The organism is Vibrio sp. H11 (genome assembly GCF_004804295.1).
GTDB lineage: Bacteria > Pseudomonadota > Gammaproteobacteria > Enterobacterales > Vibrionaceae > Vibrio > Vibrio ostreae.
Window position 1 is genome coordinate 97,785 of record NZ_SSHN01000004.1, and the last position, 24,210, is coordinate 121,994.

The 24,210-nt window shown below is 49.8% G+C and carries 25 protein-coding genes and 1 other annotated feature; of the genes, 15 read left to right on the forward strand and 10 right to left on the reverse strand.

What is annotated here, in order from left to right:
- Positions 1 to 123 precede the first annotated feature (123 nt).
- The 3 genes from rluB to E6C74_RS07575 all read right to left on the reverse strand — a co-directional run bounded on the left by rluB (position 124) and on the right by E6C74_RS07575 (position 2,678).
- On the reverse strand, positions 124 to 1,062 hold the full coding sequence (gene rluB / locus E6C74_RS07565; RefSeq protein WP_136484097.1) for a 23S rRNA pseudouridine(2605) synthase RluB: 939 nt from the start codon (positions 1,060 to 1,062) through the stop codon (positions 124 to 126).
- 120 nt (positions 1,063 to 1,182) lie between these two features.
- Complete coding sequence (locus E6C74_RS07570) at positions 1,183 to 1,803, reverse strand: L-threonylcarbamoyladenylate synthase (RefSeq protein WP_136484098.1); 621 nt, start codon at positions 1,801 to 1,803, stop codon at positions 1,183 to 1,185.
- Entirely contained in the window at positions 1,800 to 2,678 is an 879-nt protein-coding gene (locus E6C74_RS07575; RefSeq protein WP_136484099.1) for a PHP domain-containing protein, read from the reverse strand. The genes E6C74_RS07570 and E6C74_RS07575 overlap by 4 nt, the downstream gene beginning before the upstream one ends.
- Before the next feature lie 93 nt (positions 2,679 to 2,771).
- On the opposite strand from E6C74_RS07575, the gene E6C74_RS21265 reads away from it, so the two are divergent.
- The 13 genes from E6C74_RS21265 to E6C74_RS07640 all read left to right on the forward strand — a co-directional run bounded on the left by E6C74_RS21265 (position 2,772) and on the right by E6C74_RS07640 (position 13,799).
- Positions 2,772 to 2,861, forward strand: coding sequence for a Trp operon leader peptide (locus E6C74_RS21265; protein ID WP_136484100.1), 90 nt, complete (start codon positions 2,772 to 2,774; stop codon positions 2,859 to 2,861).
- Positions 2,829 to 2,931 (forward strand) — a sequence feature (Trp leader region). Its footprint overlaps the gene before it by 33 nt.
- A gap of 103 nt (positions 2,932 to 3,034) precedes the next feature.
- Positions 3,035 to 4,600, forward strand: a complete 1,566-nt coding sequence (locus E6C74_RS07585; protein WP_136484101.1) for an anthranilate synthase component 1 — start codon at positions 3,035 to 3,037, stop codon at positions 4,598 to 4,600.
- 11 nt (positions 4,601 to 4,611) lie between these two features.
- Positions 4,612 to 5,214 carry an aminodeoxychorismate/anthranilate synthase component II gene (locus E6C74_RS07590; RefSeq protein ID WP_136484102.1) on the forward strand — a complete coding sequence of 201 codons (603 nt, stop codon included), beginning with the start codon at positions 4,612 to 4,614 and terminating at the stop codon, positions 5,212 to 5,214.
- Positions 5,215 to 5,348: 134 nt separating this feature from the next.
- Complete coding sequence (gene trpD / locus E6C74_RS07595) at positions 5,349 to 6,347, forward strand: anthranilate phosphoribosyltransferase (protein WP_136484103.1); 999 nt, start codon at positions 5,349 to 5,351, stop codon at positions 6,345 to 6,347.
- Between the two features lie 7 nt (positions 6,348 to 6,354).
- Positions 6,355 to 7,806, forward strand: coding sequence for a bifunctional indole-3-glycerol-phosphate synthase TrpC/phosphoribosylanthranilate isomerase TrpF (gene trpCF, locus E6C74_RS07600; RefSeq protein ID WP_136484104.1), 1,452 nt, complete (start codon positions 6,355 to 6,357; stop codon positions 7,804 to 7,806).
- Between the two features lie 49 nt (positions 7,807 to 7,855).
- Positions 7,856 to 9,046 (forward strand): tryptophan synthase subunit beta, encoded by a 1,191-nt coding sequence (gene trpB, locus E6C74_RS07605; RefSeq protein ID WP_136484105.1) that lies wholly within the window; start codon positions 7,856 to 7,858, stop codon positions 9,044 to 9,046.
- Positions 9,046 to 9,852, forward strand: a complete 807-nt coding sequence (trpA, locus tag E6C74_RS07610; RefSeq protein ID WP_136484106.1) for a tryptophan synthase subunit alpha — start codon at positions 9,046 to 9,048, stop codon at positions 9,850 to 9,852. The genes trpB and trpA overlap by 1 nt, the downstream gene beginning before the upstream one ends.
- Positions 9,853 to 10,172: 320 nt before the next feature.
- Entirely contained in the window at positions 10,173 to 11,435 is a 1,263-nt protein-coding gene (locus E6C74_RS07615; protein WP_136484107.1) for a dicarboxylate/amino acid:cation symporter, read from the forward strand.
- Positions 11,436 to 11,601: 166 nt separating this feature from the next.
- Positions 11,602 to 11,832 (forward strand): phage protein GemA/Gp16 family protein, encoded by a 231-nt coding sequence (locus E6C74_RS07620; RefSeq protein ID WP_136484108.1) that lies wholly within the window; start codon positions 11,602 to 11,604, stop codon positions 11,830 to 11,832.
- A 107-nt stretch (positions 11,833 to 11,939) separates the two neighbouring features.
- Positions 11,940 to 12,485 carry a septation protein A gene (locus E6C74_RS07625; protein ID WP_136484109.1) on the forward strand — a complete coding sequence of 182 codons (546 nt, stop codon included), beginning with the start codon at positions 11,940 to 11,942 and terminating at the stop codon, positions 12,483 to 12,485.
- A 114-nt stretch (positions 12,486 to 12,599) separates the two neighbouring features.
- Positions 12,600 to 13,001 carry an acyl-CoA thioester hydrolase YciA gene (gene yciA / locus E6C74_RS07630; protein ID WP_136484110.1) on the forward strand — a complete coding sequence of 134 codons (402 nt, stop codon included), beginning with the start codon at positions 12,600 to 12,602 and terminating at the stop codon, positions 12,999 to 13,001.
- 110 nt (positions 13,002 to 13,111) lie between these two features.
- Positions 13,112 to 13,408, forward strand: coding sequence for a YciI family protein (locus E6C74_RS07635; RefSeq protein WP_136484111.1), 297 nt, complete (start codon positions 13,112 to 13,114; stop codon positions 13,406 to 13,408).
- A gap of 1 nt (position 13,409) precedes the next feature.
- Entirely contained in the window at positions 13,410 to 13,799 is a 390-nt protein-coding gene (locus E6C74_RS07640; protein ID WP_136484112.1) for a GspS/AspS pilotin family protein, read from the forward strand.
- 60 nt (positions 13,800 to 13,859) lie between these two features.
- Here the strand turns inward: E6C74_RS07640 and E6C74_RS07645 are convergent, their stop codons facing one another.
- Positions 13,860 to 15,782, reverse strand: a complete 1,923-nt coding sequence (locus E6C74_RS07645; RefSeq protein ID WP_136484113.1) for a methyl-accepting chemotaxis protein — start codon at positions 15,780 to 15,782, stop codon at positions 13,860 to 13,862.
- Positions 15,783 to 16,175: 393 nt separating this feature from the next.
- On the opposite strand from E6C74_RS07645, the gene metR reads away from it, so the two are divergent.
- A complete protein-coding gene (gene metR, locus E6C74_RS07650; RefSeq protein WP_136484114.1) occupies positions 16,176 to 17,087 on the forward strand; it encodes an HTH-type transcriptional regulator MetR in 912 nt (303 codons plus the stop codon).
- Positions 17,088 to 17,145: 58 nt separating this feature from the next.
- Here the strand turns inward: metR and E6C74_RS07655 are convergent, their stop codons facing one another.
- Both E6C74_RS07655 and E6C74_RS07660 read right to left on the reverse strand, forming a co-directional pair.
- Positions 17,146 to 17,349 carry a DUF4250 domain-containing protein gene (locus E6C74_RS07655; protein WP_168796995.1) on the reverse strand — a complete coding sequence of 68 codons (204 nt, stop codon included), beginning with the start codon at positions 17,347 to 17,349 and terminating at the stop codon, positions 17,146 to 17,148.
- Between the two features lie 230 nt (positions 17,350 to 17,579).
- A complete protein-coding gene (locus E6C74_RS07660) occupies positions 17,580 to 18,260 on the reverse strand; it encodes a hypothetical protein (RefSeq protein WP_136484116.1) in 681 nt (226 codons plus the stop codon).
- A 377-nt stretch (positions 18,261 to 18,637) separates the two neighbouring features.
- Between E6C74_RS07660 and E6C74_RS07665 the strand changes: the two genes are divergently transcribed.
- Positions 18,638 to 20,167, forward strand: a complete 1,530-nt coding sequence (locus E6C74_RS07665) for an EAL domain-containing protein (RefSeq protein ID WP_136484117.1) — start codon at positions 18,638 to 18,640, stop codon at positions 20,165 to 20,167.
- A gap of 175 nt (positions 20,168 to 20,342) precedes the next feature.
- On the opposite strand, the gene E6C74_RS07670 is transcribed toward E6C74_RS07665, so the two are convergent.
- From E6C74_RS07670 to E6C74_RS07685, 4 genes are all read right to left on the reverse strand, one after another.
- A complete protein-coding gene (locus E6C74_RS07670; RefSeq protein ID WP_136484118.1) occupies positions 20,343 to 21,041 on the reverse strand; it encodes an aspartate/glutamate racemase family protein in 699 nt (232 codons plus the stop codon).
- An 87-nt stretch (positions 21,042 to 21,128) separates the two neighbouring features.
- Entirely contained in the window at positions 21,129 to 22,436 is a 1,308-nt protein-coding gene (locus tag E6C74_RS07675; RefSeq protein ID WP_206208390.1) for a TRAP transporter large permease, read from the reverse strand.
- A gap of 17 nt (positions 22,437 to 22,453) precedes the next feature.
- Positions 22,454 to 22,939 (reverse strand): TRAP transporter small permease subunit, encoded by a 486-nt coding sequence (locus E6C74_RS07680; RefSeq protein WP_136484119.1) that lies wholly within the window; start codon positions 22,937 to 22,939, stop codon positions 22,454 to 22,456.
- 127 nt (positions 22,940 to 23,066) lie between these two features.
- Positions 23,067 to 24,050 (reverse strand): DctP family TRAP transporter solute-binding subunit, encoded by a 984-nt coding sequence (locus tag E6C74_RS07685; protein ID WP_136484120.1) that lies wholly within the window; start codon positions 24,048 to 24,050, stop codon positions 23,067 to 23,069.
- Between the last annotated feature and the right edge of the window lie 160 nt (positions 24,051 to 24,210).

The window sequence follows — 24,210 nt, forward strand, 5'->3', positions numbered from 1 at the left end:
CAGTAAAATAATCCAACGGCAATAAAAAACCCGAGCATGGCCCGGGCTTTGCTATTCAATATGTTTTATCACTGCTGCTGTCATCAGGTTACGATTAACCAGACTCAGACCAGAGCGGCTGACTTAACGGCCTTTACGTGGTTCACTGGCTGCTTTACCGCGAGAGCCACCCTCTTTACGACGAGAGTTGGCACGACCGCCGGCTGGTGTGCTGACGCGCTCTTCATGGCGACGAACTGCACGACGAATCTTCTGGCTGCGTGAACGCTCACGTTTACGAGAAGTGTTGTCTTTCGACAGATCCAGCATAGTGCTGTTTTCCGGCTTCAGTTCGACCAACTCACGCAGATAGTTAACGTCTTTCAGTGACAGTTCCATCCAGCCGCCACGAGGCAGTTTTTTATCCAAGAAGATGTCACCGTAGCGCACACGCTTCAGTCGGCTTACTGTCGTTTCCTGTGATTCCCACAGACGACGAACTTCACGGTTACGGCCTTCGTTGATCACCACGTAGAACGTATGGTTCATGCCTTCACCGCCAGCGTAGACTACGTCTTCAAAACGAGCCATACCATCGTCCAGCTCAACGCCGCGTACCAGGTTGCGTACTTTGTCTTCAGTCACATCACCGAACACACGCACCAGATACTCACGTTCAACCTGACGACTTGGGTGCATCAGACGGTTTGCCAGCTCACCATCAGTGGTAAACAGCAGCAGACCCGAGGTGTTGGCATCCAGACGGCCCACCGAAATCCAGCGCGAGCCACGAATTTTTGGTAGACGATCAAACACCGTACGACGACCTTCCGGGTCGTGACGGGTACAAAGTTCACCTTCCGGCTTGTAGTAAGCCAGAACGCGACATACAACTTCTTCCTGCGCTTTAGCTGACACAACGTGTCCGTCTATACGCACGATGGCGTTTTCATCATCCAGGCGTTCGCCCAGGACAGCTACCTTGCCATTAACACTTACGCGCCCAGCTCGGATCAGAGCTTCCAACTCACGACGAGAACCATGACCAGCACGTGCTAAAACCTTTTGTAACTTTTCGCTCATTTATCTACCTATGATGTCGTCTTCTCAGACGTCGAATAACAAGATGCGACCTCAAAATCGCGGTCGCGTATTATCGCAAAAAATCCGCGAAAAAGCATCTTTTTATTAGCGCCTGTTCGATTACTCAAATGGTGTCGGATCGCCCGCACCTAAACGCACCACTTGCATTTCATCTTCGCTGAAATCAATCACTGTGGTTGGTTGTTCGCCCAGATAGCCGCCGGCCAGAATGACATCAACCGCATGCTCAAGGCGATCGCGAATCTCTTCCGGATCCGATTCCGTGGTTTGGTTACCCGGCAGAATCAGCGAAGTGGACATCAGCGGCTCACCCAGTGCCTCCAGCAGATCCAGCGCGATCTTATTGTCTGGCACGCGGATACCTATCGTCTTACGCTTTGCATTCATCAGGCGACGCGGCACTTCTTTGGTGCCCTTAAAAATAAAGGTGTAGGGACCCGGCGTGTTGTTCTTCAGCAGGCGGAAAGCCGTGTTATCAACGCGTGCATATAAAGATAGCTCAGATAAATCGCGGCACAGCAGAGTAAAATTATGTTTGTCGTCCAGACGGCGGATCTGACAGATACGCTCCAGGGCATGTTTATTTTCTAACTGGCAACCCAGCGCATAACCGGAATCGGTCGGGTATACGATGACACCGCCATTGCGAATAATTGCTACCGCCTGATTGATCAAACGGGTCTGTGGATTCTCAGGATGCACATAAAAAAACTGGCTCATTGTGATACCTCATCATTGAGTCTCTCGACTGGATGTTTGGAAAGATTGGTCCAATCTTTCCAAACAGGTTCTACTCCGGAAGGCAACCAAAGATTGCGCCCTAATTCCATCCACGGGGACGGGTAATGAAAGTCGCTGCCTTGAGAAGCTAATAGATTGTATTGTATCGCATAATCGGCAAGATTGCGTTTTTCTTGCGGCGCTTGTTGTGGCTGAGCCACTTCCATCGCATCGCCACCCGCTTCACTGAACGCCTCGATAAGGCGTTTCAGCCATTTCGTGGTCAGATCGTAACGGGCCGGATGGGCCAGCACCGCCTGGCCGCCGGCAGCATGGATAGCATCAATCGCGTCCTTCATTGTACACCAGTTCGGTGGCACATAACCGGGATTGTTGCGGGTCAGATATTTTTTAAATACCTGCTGCATATTCTTCACATAGCCGGCATCCACCAGCCATTTGGCAAAATGGGCACGCGTGATCGGCGCATCGCCGGCAATGGCTTGCACTTCTTCTAAAACACCTTCACGGGTCGCCTTTTCCAGACGCTCGGCAATCATTTCCGCCCGCGCCACGCGGTGCGCTTTTTGCGCTTCAATTAAACGCAGCAGCTCCGGCGTTTGGATATCGATATTCAGGCCGACAATATGAATGTCTTTGTTTTGCCACACGGTCGAGAATTCAATCCCGTTGATCAGGGTAATCGCATGTTGCCGGGACTGAATATACTCACGTGCCGGTTGCAGTGAATCGACCGTATCGTGGTCAGTGATCGCCAGCACATCGATGTTAAATTCAACCGCTCTTTCAATCAGTTGCTCGAAACTCAGACGACCATCAGATGCCGTGGTGTGACTGTGTAGGTCAATTTTCATAATTTTTTTAATTTGCCGGTTATTTGGGCTTGACTTTCGACCTTCGCACTAGTTTACTAGTACACAAATACGAGAGCACAGTTTAAGGTTCCCATGTTACTAGAAATTACAGCAAACCATAATCCCCAATTCAGCCCTACTGTTGCAGCGCTAAACTGGTGGCACACTTGGACAAGTTCTTAGTGGGCTCGCGTATACCTGTCTGACAGGAAACGTCTTTCAAGAAGCCCGCTGACTTAGCGGGCTTTTTATTTTATTTTTCATTATATTATTCGTCGGGTTTCGCTCCATACATCAGTCTGCATTACAGCGAACAAACCCAACCGGCAAACGCAAAATTCAGATAAGGAGGTCTTGTGAACAAGGCCATTGAAATCAAAAATCGCGCAACCATTGAAGTACTGAATACGACGTTGCCCTACACCCAGGATCCAACCGCACTGTTTCACGCTTTGTGTGACGGTAAAACAGACTGCCTGTTGCTGGAATCTGCCGAAATCGACTCAAAACAAAACCTGAAAAGCCTGCTGTTGGTTGATGCCGCTGCACGCATCATCTGTTACGGCCACGAAGTAACCTTTCAGGCATTAAGTGATAACGGCCGTGCTCTGATCGACGTTCTGGCGCAAAACGTTGTGGCAGACATCCCGAGCCAGCGCAGCGAGTCAACCCTGACGCTGACGTTTACCACACCATGCGATACATTAGATGAAGATTCGCGCCTGCGTGAAGCGTCATCATTTGATGCGCTGCGCCTGGTGCAGCACAGCTTTGATCTGAGCGATAAAGATAAATACGCGCTCTTCCTTGGTGGTCTGTTTGCTTACGATATGGTGGCAAACTTTGAACCACTCGGTGAAGTCGCGGCAATCAACGACTGTCCGGATTACGTGTTCTATGTGTCTGAGAACCTGATGATCATCGACCACCAGACCGCGACCTGCCAGTTACAGGCAACGGCGTTTACCTCTGACAGTGCCGTCAAAGCAACGCTGCGTGCCCGTCAGGAAGAAATCAAAGCGCAAACGTCGCAGAACCTGACTCTGCCGCAGGCCACTAAGCTGCCAAACGTTGAACTGACCACTAATATTGAAGACGCACACTTCTGCGATATCGTGCGCGATCTGAAAGATCACGTGATTAAAGGCGATATTTTCCAGGTCGTCCCATCACGCCGTTTCTTCCTGCCTTGCCCTTCCCCTCTGGCCGCTTACCAGCGCCTGAAAGAGAGCAATCCGAGCCCGTACATGTTCTACATGCAGGATGAACGCTTCACCCTGTTCGGTGCTTCACCGGAGAGCGCGCTGAAATACGCAACAGACACCAACCAGATTGAAATCTACCCGATCGCCGGTACCCGCCCGCGCGGTAAAAATGCGGATGGTTCGATTAACTTCGATCTCGACAGCCGTCTGGAACTGGAACTGCGCTGCGACAAGAAAGAGAACGCCGAACATATGATGCTGGTTGACTTGGCCCGTAATGATGTGGCGCGTATTGCCGAAGCCGGCAGCCGTCACGTGGCGGACCTGCTCAAAGTTGATCGCTACAGCCACGTGATGCACCTCGTTTCCCGCGTAGTTGGCCAACTGCGCAGTGACTTGGATGCCCTGCACGCTTACCAGGCCTGCATGAACATGGGCACCCTGACCGGCGCGCCGAAAATCCGCGCCATGCAGCTGATTCGTGATGTTGAGAAAGAACGCCGTGGCAGCTACGGCGGCGCGGTGGGTTACTTGACTGGTGAAGGTGATTTAGACACCTGTATCGTCATTCGCTCTGCGTTTGTTGAAAACGGTATTGCTCAGGTTCAGGCTGGTGCGGGCGTGGTGTATGACTCTGACCCACAATCAGAAGCCGATGAAACCCGAGGCAAAGCTCAGGCGGTGATTTCCGCGATTCAATTTGCACACCAGGCGTAAGGAGACTCAACATGACGCAAACAACTCAAACCGCCAATATCGTTTTTATCGATAACTTTGACTCTTTTACCTACAACCTGGTTGATCAATTCCGTTCTCTTGGCCATCAAGTGACCATCTACCGTAATCACATCCCGGCCGATGTGATTGAGCAGGCGGTGGCCAAACTCGACAACCCAGTCGTGGTTCTGTCACCAGGTCCGGGGGCGCCATCGGACGCGGGTTCCATGCCGGAAATCCTGCAACGCCTGAAAGGCAAAGTACCGATGATCGGTATTTGTCTCGGACACCAGGCTATGGTGGAAGCCTACGGCGGCGTTGTGGCTGGTGCCGGTGAAATCGTACACGGTAAAGTTTCTATGATGGAGCATAACCAGCACCCGATTTATCAGGGGCTGCCTTCTCCGCTGGCCATTGCCCGTTATCACTCTCTGGTTGCGACCGAAGTGCCGGACAGCCTGACCGTCACCGCTGAAGTGGATGGCCTGGCGATGTCGATCGTCAATGATGCCGACAAACTGTGCGGTTTCCAGTTCCACCCGGAATCCATCATGACCACTCAGGGTGCGACTCTGCTCGCGAACGCGATTAACTGGGCGATGGATAAAGCATAACGACGTCCCTTTCATTTGACGTCAGACCCAATTCGCAGACGACAGATCCGGCGCGAACACGACAGACAAAAGATTAACCGCTCGCTGAATAACTGATATACATCAACGAGCTGGCAGGATACGGAGAGAAAGCAATGCAAGCGATCATTAATAAGCTGTATGAACAGCAGGCGCTGACTCAGGATGAGAGCCAGGCACTATTTGACTACATTATCCGTGGTGAGTGTGAGCAACCTCTGATGGCTGCCGCGCTGACCGCACTGAAAATCAAAGGTGAAACACCAGACGAAATCGTCGGTGCAGTACGCGCCTTGGTAGCGAATGCCAGCCCCTTCCCACGCCCGGATTATGACTTTGCCGACATCGTCGGTACCGGTGGCGACGGCGCTAACACCATCAACATTTCAACCACCTCAGCGTTCGTTGCGGCAGCTTGTGGGGTCAAAGTGGCCAAACACGGCAACCGCGGCGTATCGAGCAAATCCGGTTCATCGGATCTGCTCAGCGCATTTGGTATCAACATGGAAATGAGCGCACAGAATACCCGTCAGGCTCTGGACGATCTCGGCGTCGCCTTCCTGTTTGCGCCGCAATATCACGGTGGCTTCCGCCATGCGGCACCAGTGCGTCAGAGCATGAAAACCCGCACCATTTTCAACATTCTCGGCCCGCTGATTAACCCGGCTCGCCCGAATATCCAACTAATGGGCGTATACAGCCCAGAATTGGTTCGTCCTATCGCCGAAACCATGGTACAAATGGGTCTGAAACGAGCCGCTGTGGTTCATGGTTCAGGATTGGACGAAGTGGCAATTCATGGAGAGACACTGGTTGCCGAAATCAAAGATGGTAAAATTGTCGAGTACACCCTTACGCCGCGAGACTTTGGCCTGGACAGCTACCCGCTGCAAGCCATTGAAGGTGGCGATCCACAGGAAAACCGCCTCATCATCGAAAACATTCTGACTGGCAAGGGGACATCTGCTCAGGTCGCCGCAGTGGCGGTGAACGTTGCCCTGTTGCTGCGCATGTTTGGCTTTGAAGATTTGAAAGCCAACGCACAACAAGCCATTGATGTCATGAACTCAGGCAAAGCGTTTGATCTGGTACAACAACTAGCAGAGCGAGGTTAATCCCCTGATGTCTGAACAAAACGTGTCTGAACAGAACAAAGCACACACCCCATCATCCGGACAATTGTCTGAGCACATTTCGGTGCACAATGCCCAGATGGCCGAAGTACTGGCAAAAATCGTCACTGACAAAGTGACCTGGGTTGCTGAGCGCAAAGCCTCACAACCACTGGAAACCTTCAAATCTCTGCTGACTGCTTCCGATCGTAGCTTCTACGATGCGCTCAGCGGCGACAACACCGTATTCATTCTGGAATGCAAAAAAGCATCGCCATCGAAGGGATTGATTCGTCAGCATTTCGATCTGGACTACATCGCGTCAGTCTACAACCAGTACGCGAATGCCATCTCTGTACTGACTGATGAGAAGTACTTTCAGGGCAGTTTTGACTTCCTGCCACGCGTGCGTGCCCAGGTTTCCCAGCCAGTGCTGTGCAAAGATTTCATGATCGACACTTACCAGGTTTATCTTGCTCGTCACTACGGCGCCGATGCTATTCTGCTGATGTTATCTGTACTGGATGACGACACTTACCGTGAGCTGGCTAACGTGGCTCACGAGCTGGGCATGGGCGTGCTGACAGAAGTCAGCAACGATGAAGAGCTGGAGCGCGCCGTGGCACTACAGGCACGAGTTATCGGTATCAACAACCGAAACCTGCGCGATTTGACGACGGATCTTAACCGTACCAAACAAATGGCACCGAAATTGCCAAAAGGTACCACAGTGATTTCCGAGTCCGGTATCTACACTCACCAGCAAGTACGTGACCTGTCCCGCTTCGCCAATGGCTTCTTGATCGGCAGCTCACTGATGAGTCAGGACAATGTTGAACTGGCCGTACGTAAAGTGGTGCTGGGTGAAAACAAAGTATGTGGGCTGACTCATGCCGACGACGCGGTGAAAGCGTATCAGGCTGGCGCGGCATTTGGTGGTCTGATTTTTGTGGAAAAATCGAAACGCTACGTTGATATCGAGACCGCACGTATGACCATGAGCGGTGCGCCGCTGCAATACGTGGGTGTGTTCCAGAATCACAGTATCGATGCTGTCGTTGATATCGCAACTGACCTGGGTCTGTTTGCCGTCCAACTGCACGGTGATGAAGACCAGGCTTATGTCGATGAACTCAACGCCCGTCTGCCGGAGCAGACTGAAGTATGGAAGGCGTACGGCATCGAAGACACGTTACCAGCCATGCTGAATAACGTCGATCGTCACTTGCTTGATGCCAAAGTGGGCAACCAGAGTGGCGGCACCGGCCGTGTGTTTGACTGGAACCTGATCGACAACCCACAACGCATTATGCTGGCCGGCGGCCTTAATCCGGACAATGTCAAACAAGCGGCCCAGCTGGGCTGCCTCGGTCTGGACCTCAACTCAGGAGTTGAGAGCGAGCCGGGTAAAAAAGACATGGCCAAACTGCGCCAGGCATTCAACGAAATCCGTAATTACTAATTGACCATAACCATAAATCGCAAGAAACGGTTATTGAAGGAATAAGATCATGGCAAAATTAAACGCCTACTTTGGCGAATACGGTGGTCAGTTTGTACCACAAATCCTGGTTCCGGCACTCGACCAGCTGGAACAGGCTTTTATCGACGCACAGGAAGATCCTGAATTTCGTTCTGAATTTATGTCCCTGCTGCAAGAGTATGCGGGTCGTCCGACCGCGCTGACTCTGACGCAAAACATCACCAAGGGTACCAAAACCAAGCTGTACCTGAAGCGCGAAGATCTGCTGCACGGCGGCGCGCACAAAACCAACCAGGTACTGGGTCAGGCTCTGCTGGCTAAACGCATGGGAAAAACGGAAATCATTGCAGAGACAGGGGCAGGTCAGCACGGCGTTGCCACCGCTCTGGCTTGTGCGCTGATGGGGCTGAAATGCCGCGTTTACATGGGGGCGAAAGACGTCGAGCGCCAAAGCCCGAACGTATTCCGTATGCGCCTGATGGGAGCGGAAGTGATCCCGGTTCATTCCGGTTCCGCAACGCTGAAAGATGCGTGTAACGAAGCGCTGCGTGACTGGTCTGGCAGCTACGAAACTGCGCACTACCTGCTGGGTACTGCCGCAGGCCCTCACCCGTTTCCGACTATCGTACGTGAATTTCAGCGCATTATCGGTGAAGAAACCAAGAACCAAATCCTGGCGCGTGAAGGGCGTCTGCCGGATGCAGTGATTGCCTGTGTCGGCGGCGGTTCAAACGCTATCGGTATGTTCGCCGATTTCATCGAAGAAGAGTCAGTGCGCCTGATTGGTGTTGAACCAGCGGGTAAAGGTATTGATACCGACATGCACGGCGCGCCGCTGAAACACGGTAAAACTGGCATTTACTTCGGCATGAAAGCACCGATGATGCAGGACGAAGACGGTCAGATTGAAGAGTCTTACTCTGTGTCTGCTGGTCTGGACTTCCCGTCAGTCGGCCCGCAGCATGCGCACCTGAACGCGATTGGCCGCGCCGAATACGAAAGCATTACCGATGATGAAGCGCTGGAAGCGTTCCAGAAACTGGCCCGCAATGAAGGCATCATCCCTGCGCTGGAGTCTTCGCATGCACTGGCTCAGGCAGTGAAAATGGCGTACGCCGAACCTGAAAAAGAACAATTGCTGGTGGTTAACCTTTCCGGCCGTGGTGACAAAGATATCTTCACCGTATTGAAGATTTTAGAAGAAAAAGGAGAGATCTAATGGACCGCTATCAATCGCTATTCCAGCGTCTGGCTGACAACAAACAGGGGGCTTTCGTTCCGTTTGTCACCATCGGCGATCCGAATCCGGAGCAATCACTGCGTATCATGCAAACGCTGGTCGAATCAGGTGCTGATGCTCTGGAACTGGGTATCCCGTTCTCTGACCCTTTGGCGGACGGTCCGACCATTCAGGGCGCAAATATTCGTGCTCTGGACGCCCAAACGACTCCGAGTGTCTGCTTTGAGCTGATTGGTAAAATCCGTGCTCAGTATCCGGAACTGCCAATTGGCCTGCTGATGTATGCGAACCTGGTTTACGCACGTGGTGTTGACAACTTCTACCAACGTTGCCAGCAAGCGGGCATCGATTCGGTGTTGGTGGCGGACGTCCCGACCAACGAAAGTGAAGAATTTGTCGCAGCGGCAAATAAATACGGTATCAAGCCAATTTTCATCGCACCGCCGACAGCGAGTGATGAAACATTGCAATCGGTAGCCAAACTCGGTGGTGGTTACACTTACCTGCTGTCTCGTGCCGGTGTCACCGGTACCGAAACTAAAGCTAAGATGCCGGTCCTGACTCAGCTGGAAAAACTCAACCAGTATAATGCGCCACCCTCTCTGCTTGGCTTTGGCATTTCCGAACCGGAGCAGGTTAAACAGGCTATCGCTTCCGGCGCAGCCGGCGCTATCTCGGGTTCAGCCGTGGTAAAAATTATCGAGACCAACCAGGGTGACGATGAGAAAATGTTAACAGAGTTAGCACAATTCACCCGTAATATGAAAGCAGCAACTTATCGGTAAATGCTGTTAAGATAAGTGTTTGGTTTCTTACTCATGTCAGAAACCAAACACTTTACTAACAAGTCCCCGTTTTATTCCTTCCTTATACTGTGCTAGTTCATTGACATTTCACTTACTTAAAACTTCAAAGCAAACGTTTTCGTGTGCTTAAAAATCCTACTCACGTCAATAAAATAGTTGTTTGATGCCAAATTCCCCCTGATTACATATTGCCAATTGTGACAGGAACGTGTAAAAAGCGGGAACAATACAATTATCCACTGAATATATTATGCACAGAGGGTAATACTGGATATTTCAATATTGTTAGCACAGAGGTTATGGAAGTGTTAAAAGAAAAGAACTTATTAAGCAACATCGGCGTTCAGGTCGTGATTGCGATGATCCTGGGTACTGCAATCGGTGCCACCATGGGTCAAGACGCCGCAATGTTTGCACCTCTGGGTGCCATTTTCATTAATTTAATCAAAATGCTGGTGATCCCACTGGTCGCCGTTGCCCTGATTTCAGGTGCAGCCGGTCTGGGTGACAGCCAGTCCGCAGGTAAAGTCGGCTTCGTAACTCTGGGTTACTTTGCTGTGACTTCAGCGCTGGCGGTAGCTCTGGCTCTGGTAATGGGTGCCGTATTCCAACCAGGTCTAGGCATTGATGTCTCCGGCGTGGAAGGCATGTTCTCTTCTGAATATGCATCAAAAGGTGAACTACCAACTTTCTGGGCCACCATCATTGGTATGATCCCAACCAACGTTTTCCAGTCACTGAATGATGCGAACATCCTGCAGATTCTGGTCTTCTGCCTGTTCCTGGGCGTAGCGATTTCTAAGCAGCCAAAGAACAAACGTGAGCCAGTGATCAATGGCGTAAATACTCTTGTTGATGCCATGGTATGGATGATCAACAAGGTCATGATTATCGCCCCTATCGGTGTATTTGGCCTGATGGCTGAAGCCGTGGGTACATTCGGTTTCGGCGCACTGATGGTGGTGTTCAAGCTGTTTGTTGTGTACGTAGCCGCTATACTGATCTTCGGTTTCGTGGTTTACCCGCTGATGATCCAACTGTTCACTAAGACTTCAGCGAAGAACTTCATCAAAGCGATGAAGAAACCGCAAGCCGTGGCACTGTCTACTGCATCATCAATGGCCACTCTGCCAGTAACGATGGACACCGTTGAAAACGAACTGGGTGTGCGTAACTCTACCGCGTCATTCGTATTGCCTCTGGGCGCAACCATCAATATGTCCGGTAACGCGATTTACTACGGTCTGGTTGCTGTCTTCTTCGCACAACTGTTCCATATTGACTTGAGCATGGGCGCTTACGTTGCGATCATCGTCACTGCAACTCTGGGCGCTGTTGGTCAGGCAGGTGTACCGGGTCCGTCATTCCTGGTTGTTGCTGTACTGCTAGCGGCAGGTATTCCAATCGAAGGTCTGCCACTGCTGTTCGCTCTGGACCGTATCTTCGATATGATCCGTACTGCGCTGAACATCACTGGTGACGCCGCGTGTGCGGTTATCGTTGATGCTCTGATCAAAGAAGAAGCAGAAGCTGAAAAAGAGTACCAGAATCAGGAAGCATAATTCTGATTGAGCGGGCACTGCACCGACAAAATTGCCAAAGCCACTCTTCGGAGTGGCTTTTTCATATCTGCTATTTTCTCCTGACCGTTGCACCTTTTACGTCACCCGCACGTAGAAAACTTTGAAACCAGACTTCGCCTGAGTGGCTTTACTAAGGAGGTCTGCCATGACCATGCAACGCCACTGCTATTATGCTCTGATTCACCAAGGTATCGAAACCCTGCTGCACGAGCGATTCGGAGCCAGCGACAATAGTGCCTACCATCAAACCTTACGTGACATGACCGGTAAGTCGAGCTGTTTTAACTTGTCCGATGACGAGTTGGAGCAACTGGTCGAAAACCTGAGCAATGAAGGCTACTTGCACAACGCTCAAGCACTCTCCTGCCAGTTGTAACCAAGCGCAAACGCCGACAAATTTGTTTCAAATTATCATTTAATGTTTAGCTGGCGGTCTTAATTCGTTAGACTGTCAGCAAGCTACTATTCGGACGTATCGACACCATGAAACAATTGCTCGACTTTATCCCACTGATCATCTTTTTTGCCCTGTTCAAGTTCTATGACATCTATGTCGCCACCGGCGCACTTATTGCCGCAACGGCAGTGCAGATAGTGGTGACTTACTTCCTGTTTAAGAAAGTGGAAAAAATGCAGATCATCACCTTTTTGTTGGTGGCGGTTTTTGGTGGCATGACCATCTTCCTGCACGATGATAACTTCATCAAATGGAAAGTAACTATTGTCTACATGATTTTCGCGCTGGGACTGACGATCAGCCATTTAATGGGCAAATCAGCGATTAAAGGCATGCTGGGCAAAGAAATCACTCTGCCGGAAGCGGTATGGAGCAAGGTAAACTGGGCCTGGGTGGGTTTCTTCTCTGTGTGTGCGGTCCTCAATATTTACATCGCGTACCAGCTGCCGCTCGACACCTGGGTCAACTTTAAAGTGTTCGGCCTGCTGGCGGCGACTTTTGCTTACACTCTGCTGACCGGTGTCTATATTTATAAGCACCTGCCTAAAGAGCAGAACAACTCTGGCGAGTAAAACAGCAAACAGTGCCCGAAAGGTGAATCACTGATACTTTTGTTGTTATAATTCCTATTATTGTTGTTACAGCGACCTATACGGTCGCTGTTTTGTTTATTGCGGATATCAAGAATGAATCAGGAAGTACACTCACCGAAGGGCCAGATGCTGCTCAGAACCCTGGCAATGCCAGCCGATACCAACGCAAACGGCGATATTTTTGGTGGCTGGATTATGTCTCAGCTCGATTTGGCCGGCGGCATTCTGGCCAAAGAAATCTCCTGCGGACGTATCGTTACTGTGTCGGTGTCGAGCATTACCTTTAAGAAACCGGTCCGGGTGGGCGACGTCGTCTGTTGCTACGGCGAATGCACCAAAATAGGCCGTACATCGATGTCAATTAATCTGGAAGTATGGGTAAAACCTGTCAAAGAAAACGGAGTATTGGACCGTTTTCAAGTCTGCGAAGCGACGTTTAACTACGTGGCCATTGATGCCGATGGCCGTCCACGTCCGATTAAGCCAGGCAAATAATCAAAAAATCTGTTTTTTGCCCTTTAAAACTCAATCTGTTTCAGTACATTAGTATCTCTGACCTAATTTAGGTATACACTTACCGATAAGCAACTTATAAGGAAATTAATATGTGGTACGTCATCTTCTCACAAGATGTTGAAAACTCGCTGGAGAAACGTATGAGTGTTCGCCCGGCTCACCTTGAGCGACTGACAACTCTCCAGGATGAAGGCCGCTTGTTAACAGCAGGTCCGATGCCAGCGATCGATTCAGATAATCCCGGTGAGGCAGGATTCACGGGGTCAACTGTGATCGCAGAGTTCAATTCACTGGATGACGCCAAAGCCTGGGCAGATGCAGATCCTTATGTAACTGCCGGTGTTTATGCTAACGTTATCGTGAAACCATTCAAAAAAGTATTCTGATATGAAAAAATCATCCTTTGGTCTGGCGCTGATCAGCCTGGCGTTACTGGCCGGTTGCAGCTCAACGGCTGAACGTGAAAAAAATCTGGAACTGCTGGCCGCGAATCGCGCCAGTATTCTGAGTGCAGAGTTGCCACTTGAACTCGGTCCGCTGAATATTATGCGTGCCAGCTCCACAGGCAGTATGATTGAGATGATGATGGTCTATAACATCGACCATCCGAAAGCCAAACCGGCCAGCCAGGTGCTGCAAAACAGCATTCACAGCTTCTGCAATGACAAAGACATCCGTGCCAATCTGGATGTTGGTCTAAGCTACCGGATTAAGATGCGCAATACGCGCGGTCAGCTGATGATTGACCAAACGGTGACTGAAAAAGATTGTCCATAGAATACAGGAGGCCTGAGCCTCCTTTTTTATCTGTCGGTTAACGTATTTGCAGGTTAACCATCAAAGCTTAAAGCGGCTGATGGTCGAGACGATCTGCTGGTTGACCTGAGTGATGTCACTCATACCCGCCAGAGTGCGTGACCCAATCTCATCCAGCTCGGTGACAATCTGGTTGAGCTCGTTCATACTCTCGCTGACACCATGCGTGACGCTGCTCTGTTCCTCCGCTGCGGTCGCAATCTGAGTGCTGAGGTCGTTGATGTCGTCAATGTAGCTTGCCATTGTTTCCAGGCTGTCAGCAACGTTCTGTGAACTGCTGGCCGTGTCGTGACAACGCTGCTTGGTTTTACTCATTGCATCAACCACAACCTGGTTGCCCTGCAATAAACGGCCAATCGCATTCTCGATTTCCTGAGTACTGTCTTTGGTGCGGTTAGCCAGATTGCGCACTTCATCCGCAACTACGGCAAAACCACGCCCCTGCTCACCAGCTCGCGCCGCTTCTATGGCCGCATTCAGCGCCAGCAGATTGGTTTGTTCTGCAATTTCGCCAATCACAGTCAGAACCGAATGAATACTCTGAGTTTCTTCACTCATGCTGCGCACACTGTCGACCGTCATGTCCACGTCTTTAATCAGTGCATCCACAGTCGCCAGTGAACGAGCCATAATCTGACGTGACTCAACACTGGTATGGTTAGCCTGCTGGGTAATATTGGACGTGTTGGCAGCGTCCGACGCGGTTGAACCGGCGGTCGCATTCATTTCTTCCAGCGCGGTGACGATCTGCTCAGTCTCAACAACGTGATGGCGCAGCTTGTCGGCGTTACGCTGTGACAATGTCTCGACCGAACCGACGTTCGACTGCAGCGTTTGTGAAGCCTGCTTGATCTCCAGCATCATACTTTGTAACTGGCTGATGAAGTTGTTCACACCCTGAGCTATCTGACCAAGCTCATCTTGTGATTTCACCTCAAGACGTTGGGTCAAATCGCCATTGCCGCTCGACAGGCTGTGGATGGTCTGTTTGAGCGATAAAATCGGACGGTACAGCATCTGAATCACCAGATAAGCAATCAACACGCTGACCAGGGTAGCGACCAGGCCTATCACAATCGCAGAGTGCTTAGAGTCGGTAAGATTGGCAAAAGCGATACCCTTACTTTGTCCAATCACAAAGTACCAGTTTTTATTAGCCACTTTAATCTGGCTTGAGTAAAAGATTTTGTCTTCACCGTTCAGTTGGTACTCCTGCACGCTGTGCTCAGAACCAATAATGCTCTTAGCTGCACCTTTAAACCAGTCGCTTTCCAGAGTCTTGTCACCGGGTTTTAGCGCGCTATTTTGTGAAGACGCAAGCACCGTACCATCATGGTTGATGATCATGGCAGCACTGCCGGCCAGATCGGTCGATTGTTCCACCAGCTTGTTGAGAAAACCCAGTTTCATGTCGACACCCAACATGCCATCCTGAGTTCGCTGCACAATACTGACCCAGTAAGTGTTCGGATCAGCGGAATCCGGATACGGATCCGTCAGTGAAGGGGTCATCGACTGACGTCCTTCCTTGTAGTAACTCATGGTGCGAATATCACCATTGAATTTATGTCCGGGCCATGCATCGGTAATCTGGTTCCAGTAGGCATCACCGTTGGATTCAAAGCCGATAAAAGAGCTGCCGGTCGCCAGCGTGGTGGCAAACAGCTCGGTCAGATCGATGTAATCCTGCGCCGAATTACCCGGATAAGGCTGATCTTTATACAGCTCGCCTATTCCTTTCACCGCCGTGATTTTTTCCTGAATGAAGGTCTGCACCAGGTTGGCTTTATCCTGGGTGTAGATCTCGCCGCTGCGGGTGATCATTGCACTAATCACTTCCGATTCCTTCAGGTAGGAGATGGTACTGGATATCGCGACTGATGCCGCGACCAAGGCCATGACCGAAACAAGAAGGATTTGTTTAAGTCCGAATGATTTTGTCATATTACTGCTTTCCCTAAGAGTGCTGAACAGTGGAAATACTCCTTATCCACCATGTGTCATATTATCGTTGCTTTATTGACCTTGGCAGAATAGCATTCGTTACCGCCATATTGAATAACAAAAGGTGGCTTCAATGAGGCCTCTCGCTTTTTTATGTAACACGGTGACTCCCTCACACGACAGATTAGGTGTATACAGACCAAAGTCCGCTCACTGAACACCCTCACCGTAAAATGAACCCTCGCTTTGATATTCAACTTGTTTATTAAAATAATTCATGGTGAACTACTCCTACTTTAAGTTTATTTAGATTAAATAGACGTCTAGATGTTTACACACCTATAGAAACGGCGTAAATTCAAAAATATAATTCCAAGTTGGACTAGGCAACTCATGATAGAACTCAAGCACCTGCGTACACTGGTATCACTGCGGGACACTGGTTCGCTGACTTCCACGGCTACAGCGCTGCATTTAACCCAGTCTGCCCTATCGCATCAGATTAAAGATCTCGAAGCCCGCATCGGCGGACAGCTGTTTCTGCGTAAGACCCGTCCGGTGCGCTTTACCTCCGAAGGAGAAATCTTACTTAAACTGGCCGATGAGGTACTCCCTAAACTCGCCAAAGCAGAAAATGAGCTGGCCAGTCTGAAAGAAGATGTGAACGGACGCCTGCACATGGCGATCGAATGCCACTCTTGTTTTCAGTGGCTGATGCCTGCTTTGCGTGAATATCAGATTGCCTGGCCAAGTGTGGCACTGGATTTCTCATCCGGTTTCGGCTTTGAACCTCTGCCAGCCCTGCTGGCCGGTGAGTTGGACCTGGTGATTACTTCCGATATTCTGCCGCGTTCCGAAGTGCATTATGAGCCGCTGTTCGATTTCGAAATGCGTTTGGTGACGGCAACAAATCATCCGCTGGCGGAAAAAGAGTTCATTACACCACAAGATTTAGCCGGACAAACCATGCTCAGCTATCCGGTGCAAAAACAGCGCCTCGACGTGGTGAAACATTTTCTGCAGCCAGCAGGTATTGAGCCGGCCAAATGGAAACAAGCCGATAATACGCTGATGCTGGTTCAGATGGTCTCGGCCGGACTTGGCGTGGCGGCATTACCAAACTGGGCCATCAGTGAGTTTTCGCGCCAAGGTCTGGTTACCAGTAAACCACTTGGTAAAGGACTATGGCGCCGCTTGTTTGCCGCAACCCGTAACAGTGAGAAAGATAAACGTTATCTGCAGGCCTTTTTTGCGACTGCCCGTCAGCAATGCAAAAGCCACCTTGATGGCATCAAGATGGCCTGACTGGATACATTTGCCAATGGGCCTGCTCTTAAGCAGGCCCATTGATTGACTCGCTGCCCTAGCTAGTGCCGGCACATTTAAACTGATTGGTCAGCGGATCGTACTGAAATCCGAGAGCGCTCAGTTTGTCGACCATATGATCCACATCCATTTCATAAGTGGTCACCAACTCGTCAAGGCTGTCACATTCAAGACGTAACTTTTCATTGACGATTCCCAACAGAATGGCACTGTCTAACTTACCGGCATTACTCAAATCCATCATGGTGCTCCTCAGGTTACAGGACGATAGGACGCGCAGACCTGCAGGTCGGCTTCAACCAGGTTAATTGGTCATGTCATACAACGCCCTTTCTCCGTATAAGCTTAGAACGAAATCCCGACCTGCGGGGTGAATTTACACCCCCTGACGGAGAGCAGAGTGGCGCAGCAAAAACAAAAAGCGCCCGAAGGCGCTTTCTCAATATCTCTCACTTTTCATCCAGGACCCTATTACATCAGGTAAAGGCCGTGGAAACCGGTCGATGCCGCAAGAATCATAACCTGAGCCACAGCAAGCTGCACTTTATCAACCGTCTTTGACATCATGATATGCCAACTCCAGACTATGATACCGGCAACCAACAGTGCAAAACTGACAAGCAATGGCTGAGTCATGGCATACAAGCTGTCACTATCGAGACTGTGCGCATAAGGCACGATGCATAACGTGGTTAACATGGCAGAAAGAATACCAGCCACGGGCAGAATACGATGGAAAGCCTGTAAACGAGTTCGGGCAATGGTCATCAGCAGGTGACCGAACATCGCCCCCAATAGCGCAACCATGGTCAGCAGAGAGAGCGCAGCCGACCAGCTGTGCGCGTCTCCCAGCAAAATTGCCACGTAAGCAATCGCCAGTCCATCAGCCAGATACAGCACCCACATCGGCCCGCTGTCACGGGTTTTCTTGGTCTGAACCTGAGAATAAAAATAGAAAAGCGCAGCAACAATCAAAAAGGCTTCGATTTTAATTGAAGTGACAGCCAACCAAAGTACAGCAATGGCCGGTAGTACTTTATGAATGCGTCCGCGCTGTCCGGGGCAGATGTCCCCTTTAACTAAAACCAGCGTCAGCAAAATTTGTGCACCCAGTAACATAGGCGCAAACACAGTGAGTAGTGAATACAACATAAACCCAACCATCAATGGCGTAAAATCTGGCGCTGATGATATCAAAACCTGCCCTGTCGTGCCTACTGTTGACTGCTTTTGGTTGGTAATTCATCGGCCCTATTGACGGCCCGGCCATTAGCCGCACAGTTTAAGCCGAACTATTGCAATATAAATATTTACCCTCTTGGCGCTATACCGCTATAGAGACGCAGCGCCAAACATAATTTTAAATCATTAATTGCCGTCGTCACATGGAGATTCGTGTTGAGTTGAGCTTTAATAGAAGCACAGATTTCAGGTACACTATCATGTTGTAGCACAAATAAATTGTGTTATAAGCTAGGCAGTAGTCCGGTATTGAGCCTTTAACTTGTTGTCTTGCAGGAATAAACCATTTGTCTACAGCCACTTTAAGCAGTTATCGTCTGTCCAGAATAAAAAAAGCCCGGTTCTACACTGGCTTACTCTTTATTGTCCTGACACTGTCTTCCTTTGTTGCCGCCTACCAATGGGTTACCTATCAATTAGCCGAACAAGCCAGAGCTGAAATCCGTAATGTGATTGAACAAATAGACCAGTTGTTTATCCAGTTGGATAAGATAAGCCGAGATATCAGCGCATACCCGGATCAGGATTGTGCCTCGCTGCAGCCAGTTTTGTTACGCGAAATGCTCAAAATCCCCGGCGGACTCTCGGCGACAAAAAGTCAGCCTCAAGGCTACTGTCATTCAATGCAAGGTAGCCTGGCTGCACTACCTTTGACCATGCAGGGACCTTCGATTGAACTCACAAACGGTATGCTCGAAGCTGAATCTGTACTGTATCGGACTGATGGAATGTTGTATGAGGTTTCCGAGCGCTACTTTCTGTCCCTGCTCGATATTAATCCGGCCTTTATTAAACCTTCGCTACTGATCAATCACAGGAGTGTACTGAGTCTGGATCAAAACAGCGCTCTGGTCAGAGGAGGAATACTCAAGTCGAATCTCTACGACTATAGTTTGCAGTTCAACTACGACAGCAACATGTATCACTGGCGGATAATCAAGCAGGTAACTTACTATCTGCTGATCCCTCTGATGCTGTATGTGTTTGCCAGTTTCAGGATCTATCGTTTTTTGTGTCAGCCGGCATGGCTGGCCGGAGAGCTGGCTTCGGGCATCGCCCACCAACAATTTAAACCTTACATCCAGCCTATTTTTGATAGTGGCGGGCGCATGGTGGGCGGTGAAATTCTGGTGCGCTGGCACCACCCGACGCGTGGAATTGTTGGTCCGTACGAGTTCATTTCTATTATCGAACGTGGCGGGCTGTCACAAAAGCTGACCGAGGCGCTGCTCGAACAGACTGCGACGCATCTTGCCCCGGTAGCCAAACAGCTTCCGGACAATTTCCATATCGCATTCAACATCAGCGCCGAGCAGTTAATCAACGATAAAATCGTCCAAAGCTGCCAGCGTTTTCGCCAGCTGATGAATGCCCCGCATATCAACCTGGTGCTGGAACTGACTGAACGTGAGCAGGCCTTTCAGGTAGCCGAGGTCATGGACACCTACCAGGTCCTGAAAAATGAACATGTCCGCATCTCAATTGATGATTTCGGTACCGGCCATTCGAGTCTGCTCTATCTGCAGATGTTTCAGGCCGATTACCTGAAAATAGACAAGAGTTTTATCGACTTGATTGGTGAGAATGAGCTGTCCAATCACATTGTCAATAACGTACTGGATCTCGCCCGGCGCCTGAATATCCCGACGGTTGCCGAAGGAGTGGAACGTAACGACCAGCTGGACTACCTCACTGTGCATGGTGTCGATTATTTCCAGGGTTACCTGTTCAGTAAGCCGGTAAGCATGGAAACCTTTATTGAGCATTACTGCGCTGAACAGGCGAGTGAGACAAAACCACTACATGACGATATTTAAATCGACCGGGAGCAGGAAGAGGTATTTTCGGGTGCATCCGGTATGGATGCCTGATTGTGCCTCACCTTGAGCAGCATGAAAAATCCGCATGCAGCTCTTTTGGCCCGGGTCGGCTGTTCCCAGGCTGAACTGGCGACACTAACCTCAATAATCTATTGTCCTCTCCCCGCCCCATCTAATCCTCAGACAATGCGAACTGCACCGCCTGTTCAGCGTGAATGCGGGTCGTATCGTACAACGGAACCGCTGTATGCGCTTGCTGTACCAACAGCGCGATTTCCGTACACCCCAAAATCACCGCTTGCGCGCCCCGGCGCTGCAAATCCTCGATAACCGTCAGATACTGCTGACGTGAATCGGGATTTATTTTACCCAGACACAACTCCTGATATATCACCTGATGGACGATGTCACGTTGTTCTGCATCAGGAATTAATACATCAATAGCAAAATTGTCGCGCAACCGGCTGCGATAGAAATCCTGTTCCATAGTAAAACGGGTACCGAGCAGCCCTACCCGGCTGACACCATCTTTGATCAGCTGCTGCGCCGTAGCATCCGCAATATGCAGGATCGGGATATCGATATGGGCTTCAATTTCAGCGGCGACTTTATGCATCGTATTGGTGCAGATCAGTAAGAAATCGGCTCCGCCCGCCTGAACCGACATCGCCGCCTCGGTCAACAGTTGTGCCGTCTCCGACCACTTCCCCTGATGCTGAAGTTTTTCAATCGGATCAAAATTAACACTATGCAGGCAAATTTTGGCAGAGTTCAGTCCGCCCAGCCGCTCTTTCACTCCCTGATTGATTGCGCTGTAGTAACTGACCGTGGATTCCCAACTCATGCCACCTAACATACCGATGGTTTTCATCTCCCTTTCCTCTCCTGACGTAGTCGCTTGCAAATAGAAACAGCGAAATTAAAGTACAAACAACAAAATTAGAGTAAAACAACGAAATTAAAGTAAAAACAACGAAATTTGCGGGAACCAGACTAACAGGCACAGGCCAAAAATTGAAACCAGCAAGAACGGAATCACCCCTCTGGCGATAGAAGCAAGTGAGCAGTTGGTAATATTGGCAGCCACAAACAGGTTGATACCAACCGGCGGCGTAATCAGCCCAATCGACAACGCTGTCATCAGCAGGACACCGAACCAGGTCAAATCAATATTCAGCTCACGTACCACAGGCAAAAAGATCGGTAGGGTGATATACATGATAGTCACCGCGTCCATAAACATGCCCACTGTCAGCAAAATAGCCAGAATCACAAATAAAATCATCTGGGGATTTTCGCTGATGGTCAGCATCACTTCGGAGTAATCAATCACCAGCCCGTCTATCTCAATCACCCAGCCAAACAGGCCGGCAAAGGCGACCACGATCATCACTACCGCAGATGAACACGCGGAATGGGCAAATGCGGCATAAATCTGTTTGAGATTAATGGTGCGATAAATCAGGCTGCCGACAATAATGGCATACACAGAAGCAATGATGGCGGCTTCGGTCGGGGTAAATATACCGCCGTAAATGCCGCCGAGAATCAGTACCGGCGTAAATAAGCCCCAAAAAGCGTGGGTAAACGCCTGGTAAAGACGCTGCAGATAAGTACCTTCCTGATTGTTGGCAACACGCAGTGAAATGGCCTGATCCGCCTCTGAATCTGCCTGATAATGGCGCGACAACGGCAACATGAGCAGCATCAAGCAGCCCAGCAGAATACCCGGCACTATCGTGGCCAGAAACAAATCACTGATCGACGTCTCGGCAATCACACCGTAAATGACCAGCCCGATCGAAGGCGGAATGATCAGCGATAACGCGGCTCCGGTCGATACCAGCCCAGCGGCAAACGGTTTACTGTAGCCGTCTTCGACCATGCCTTTAATAATAAGCGGACCTATAGCAGCAACAGAAGCCGGACCGGAACCGCTCACCGACCCCCAGAACAGACACACAACCGTACCAACCAGCCCCATATTGCCGGGCAGTTTTTCAACCAGTACCCGGAAAAACAGAATCATCCTTTCGGCAATACCGCTGATGCCCATGATGTTGCCGGCCAGAATGAAAAAGGGAATCGCCAGCAAGGTATACTTTGAGCTGCTGGCAATGACTAAATCGGCCACCATATCGAGGCCGAAGTCCATCTGCCACATGGCAAACAACGCAGACAGCCCTAAACAAAACGCCACTGGCACACCAAAGATGATCAGAGCGAAGAACAAAATGATCATCTGGCTCCCAACAGATATATCCACAACTACCACCTTATTTTTTAATTCGTATGCCGCTTTAACTGGGTAAACAACCACTCAATCTGACGAATGATCATCAGAACAAACGCCAGAGGCAGGATGGTTGTGTAGTACCAGGCTTTAATCTGAAGTGCACTGGTGAGAGTTTGCGATTGGTATTGGTTCATCAACAGATCGACCATGTAATACAGCATCACCACCAGGGTAAAGACAATCGCGCCGCTAATAGCGACCTGAAGCAGCTTGCGAACACTTGGAGTGACCTTATCGATCAGAAAATCAACCGAAAGCAGTTGGCTGCGCTTAATGGCAATAGCGGTACCAAACAGAGTCAGAGCCACCATACCGTTGATGACAATCTCTTGAGTTGAAGCTAAGGAATAGTTGGTAAAGGTACGCACGATGACATTAGCAAAACCCAGTACCAGCATAACCACGAAAATCATTACGCAGATGGTTTCTTCTAATTGCCGCCATGCTTTGTTGAACAGTTTGGCTGTAGTCATTTTATATTTTTAATCGAGTATGAATGAGTATGAAAGACTTGCATGGAGTGGGATGACAGGGCCTGTTGAACAGCTGAGACAAGGCTCAGGCAGGCAGATCGCGGGTTCAACAGCCCCTGCAGGCTAATTAGCCCTCAAATAAGCCGACAATATCTGTACCGACTTTTTCTTTCCACTTATTGTAAGAAGGTTTGGTTTTTTGACGGAACGCGTCGATCTGCTCCGGCGTCAGCTCCATCACATGCATATTGTTGTCACGCAGCACCTGAACACCATCGGCGGTTTTCTGGCGAGAAATCTCTCTTTGATATTGCATCGCTTCTTGCGCCGCCTTGGATACTTTCTGCTGCGTCTCTGCATCCAGGCTGTCCCAGACTTTGCGGCTTACCGCCAGGAAAATCGGGTCATAAGAGTAGTGCCACAAGGTGATGTTGTTCTGAATTTCATACAAACGCTGCGGAACAATAATCGCGCCTACCGGGTTTTCCTGACCATCCACAACCCCCTGCTGCAGAGCCGGGAAAGTTTCAGCCCACTGGATTTGTTGCGGGTTAGCGCCCAAATCCGTAAACACATCAATATACATAGGGCCGGCAACACGCACTGACATACCTTGCAGATCGTCCGGCGATTTAACCGCTTTCACGCTGTTGGTCAGTTCGCGAAAACCATTCTCACCCCAGGCCAGAATAATAATATTTTTATCCAGCGCGATTTGTTCGATCTTTTTACCGCCCGGGCCATTAATCGCGTCATCGACAGCTTTATAGTCATCAAATAAGTAAGGCAGCGAGAATACTGCCATTTCCGGAATTAATGGCGTCACGTTAATAGCAGAAGTCAGGACAAAATCGATTTTGTTTGCACCCAGCATTTCTGCCTGCTTGATTTGATCACCACCGGTCAGGACCGAGTTCGGAAAAATGCGCACCTTCATATCACCGTCAGTTGCTTCAGAAAGCAACTCGTTAAACTTTTCCGCTCCTTCCTGCCAGGTCGTGGTATTCGAAACGTTGTGTGATAAACGGTAGGTCTTAGCCTGGACAGAAAAACCAATCGTTGAGCAGGCAAATAAAATGCTGAAGCATTTTATGGCAAGGCGTGAATACATAATAACATCCCTATTATTGAGCTTTTTAATATTAAATTAATGGTAATAATGAGGTATTTTCGATAGATAAGGATATAAGTGTCAATCAGGGAACCTGAATTCTGTGAAGTAATATAACTTGTAAATCAAACTGTTAAAGCAATCAAAGCTTATATTATGT

Bases quoted from the DNA above. Each gene is read 5' to 3' on its own strand.
- rluB (WP_136484097.1), bottom strand. From the start codon at position 1,062: ATGAGCGAAAAGTTACAAAAGGTTTTAGCACGTGCTGGTCATGGTTCT.
- E6C74_RS07570 (WP_136484098.1), bottom strand. From the start codon at position 1,803: ATGAGCCAGTTTTTTTATGTGCATCCTGAGAATCCACAGACCCGTTTG.
- E6C74_RS07575 (WP_136484099.1), bottom strand. From the start codon at position 2,678: ATGAAAATTGACCTACACAGTCACACCACGGCATCTGATGGTCGTCTG.
- E6C74_RS21265 (WP_136484100.1), top strand. From the start codon at position 2,772: ATGTTACTAGAAATTACAGCAAACCATAATCCCCAATTCAGCCCTACT.
- E6C74_RS07590 (WP_136484102.1), top strand. From the start codon at position 4,612: ATGACGCAAACAACTCAAACCGCCAATATCGTTTTTATCGATAACTTT.
- trpD (WP_136484103.1), top strand. From the start codon at position 5,349: ATGCAAGCGATCATTAATAAGCTGTATGAACAGCAGGCGCTGACTCAG.
- trpCF (WP_136484104.1), top strand. From the start codon at position 6,355: ATGTCTGAACAAAACGTGTCTGAACAGAACAAAGCACACACCCCATCA.
- trpB (WP_136484105.1), top strand. From the start codon at position 7,856: ATGGCAAAATTAAACGCCTACTTTGGCGAATACGGTGGTCAGTTTGTA.
- trpA (WP_136484106.1), top strand. From the start codon at position 9,046: ATGGACCGCTATCAATCGCTATTCCAGCGTCTGGCTGACAACAAACAG.
- E6C74_RS07615 (WP_136484107.1), top strand. From the start codon at position 10,173: ATGGAAGTGTTAAAAGAAAAGAACTTATTAAGCAACATCGGCGTTCAG.
- E6C74_RS07620 (WP_136484108.1), top strand. From the start codon at position 11,602: ATGACCATGCAACGCCACTGCTATTATGCTCTGATTCACCAAGGTATC.
- E6C74_RS07625 (WP_136484109.1), top strand. From the start codon at position 11,940: ATGAAACAATTGCTCGACTTTATCCCACTGATCATCTTTTTTGCCCTG.
- yciA (WP_136484110.1), top strand. From the start codon at position 12,600: ATGAATCAGGAAGTACACTCACCGAAGGGCCAGATGCTGCTCAGAACC.
- E6C74_RS07635 (WP_136484111.1), top strand. From the start codon at position 13,112: ATGTGGTACGTCATCTTCTCACAAGATGTTGAAAACTCGCTGGAGAAA.
- E6C74_RS07640 (WP_136484112.1), top strand. From the start codon at position 13,410: ATGAAAAAATCATCCTTTGGTCTGGCGCTGATCAGCCTGGCGTTACTG.
- E6C74_RS07645 (WP_136484113.1), bottom strand. From the start codon at position 15,782: ATGACAAAATCATTCGGACTTAAACAAATCCTTCTTGTTTCGGTCATG.
- metR (WP_136484114.1), top strand. From the start codon at position 16,176: ATGATAGAACTCAAGCACCTGCGTACACTGGTATCACTGCGGGACACT.
- E6C74_RS07655 (WP_168796995.1), bottom strand. From the start codon at position 17,349: ATGGATTTGAGTAATGCCGGTAAGTTAGACAGTGCCATTCTGTTGGGA.
- E6C74_RS07660 (WP_136484116.1), bottom strand. From the start codon at position 18,260: ATGTTGTATTCACTACTCACTGTGTTTGCGCCTATGTTACTGGGTGCA.
- E6C74_RS07670 (WP_136484118.1), bottom strand. From the start codon at position 21,041: ATGAAAACCATCGGTATGTTAGGTGGCATGAGTTGGGAATCCACGGTC.
- E6C74_RS07680 (WP_136484119.1), bottom strand. From the start codon at position 22,939: ATGACTACAGCCAAACTGTTCAACAAAGCATGGCGGCAATTAGAAGAA.
- E6C74_RS07685 (WP_136484120.1), bottom strand. From the start codon at position 24,050: ATGTATTCACGCCTTGCCATAAAATGCTTCAGCATTTTATTTGCCTGC.